The organism is Streptomyces cahuitamycinicus (assembly GCF_002891435.1).
Lineage (GTDB): Bacteria > Actinomycetota > Actinomycetes > Streptomycetales > Streptomycetaceae > Streptomyces > Streptomyces cahuitamycinicus.
In genome coordinates, this window is record NZ_POUC01000922.1 from 1 (window position 1) to 715 (window position 715).

The window sequence follows — 715 nt, forward strand, 5'->3', positions numbered from 1 at the left end:
GCCGGAGCCGAAGACGGACGGGCGTTCGGGGGCCGGGGGTTCCTCGGTGAGCCCGGGGTCGGCAGGCGTCTGCTCCTCGCCCTTGGCGCCCGCACCCTCGTGGTCCGTGCCATCGGGGGCCGCCGTGTCATCGGTGGCGGTCGTGTTATCGGTGGCGGTCGTGCCATCGGTGGCCGCCGTGCCATCGGTGTCATCCGTGGCCACCGGGTCGACCGTGGCCGCGGTGTCCGTGCCCGCCGTGGCCAGGTGCTCCGCGAAACGGTTCAGCAGCCGGGTGACGGCACCTTCCACCGCCTCCGCGGGGAGATCCTTGATCCGTCCGTCGGCGGACGCAGTGCCGTCGTACGAGACGGTGCAGCCGTCCTCCGCCTCGCGCAGGGCGATCCGCAGGGCGAGCTTGACCGAGCCATTGCCGCGCGACTCCTGCGCGTCGCCCTCGACGGCGTAGGTGCCGTCTTCCCGCCGTGAGACCCGTACGGCACCCCGGTAGGTGACGGAGTGGCTGCCGACCCGGATCTTCAGCCGCCCGGCGACGGGCTCGGCACCGGCGTCCTGCTGGAGCCCGGGAACAGCCCGGGCGACCCGCGCGGGGTCGTCCAGCACCTCCCTGAGACGCTCCGCCGGAACCGGAACGAACACCTCGTGCTCCATGTCGACGGACTCTACCCAGCACAGCCCGAAACGCACCCCCGCCTGAGGGATTCACCCGCGATCC

1 protein-coding gene is annotated in these 715 nt (G+C 72.7%); it reads right to left on the reverse strand.

The window, feature by feature from the left end; translation table 11 throughout:
• The coding region (locus C1J00_RS43905) for an SRPBCC domain-containing protein (protein ID WP_180989940.1) at window positions 1-651 on the reverse strand (651 nt) is incomplete at its 3' end.
• Window positions 652-715 lie beyond the last annotated feature (64 nt).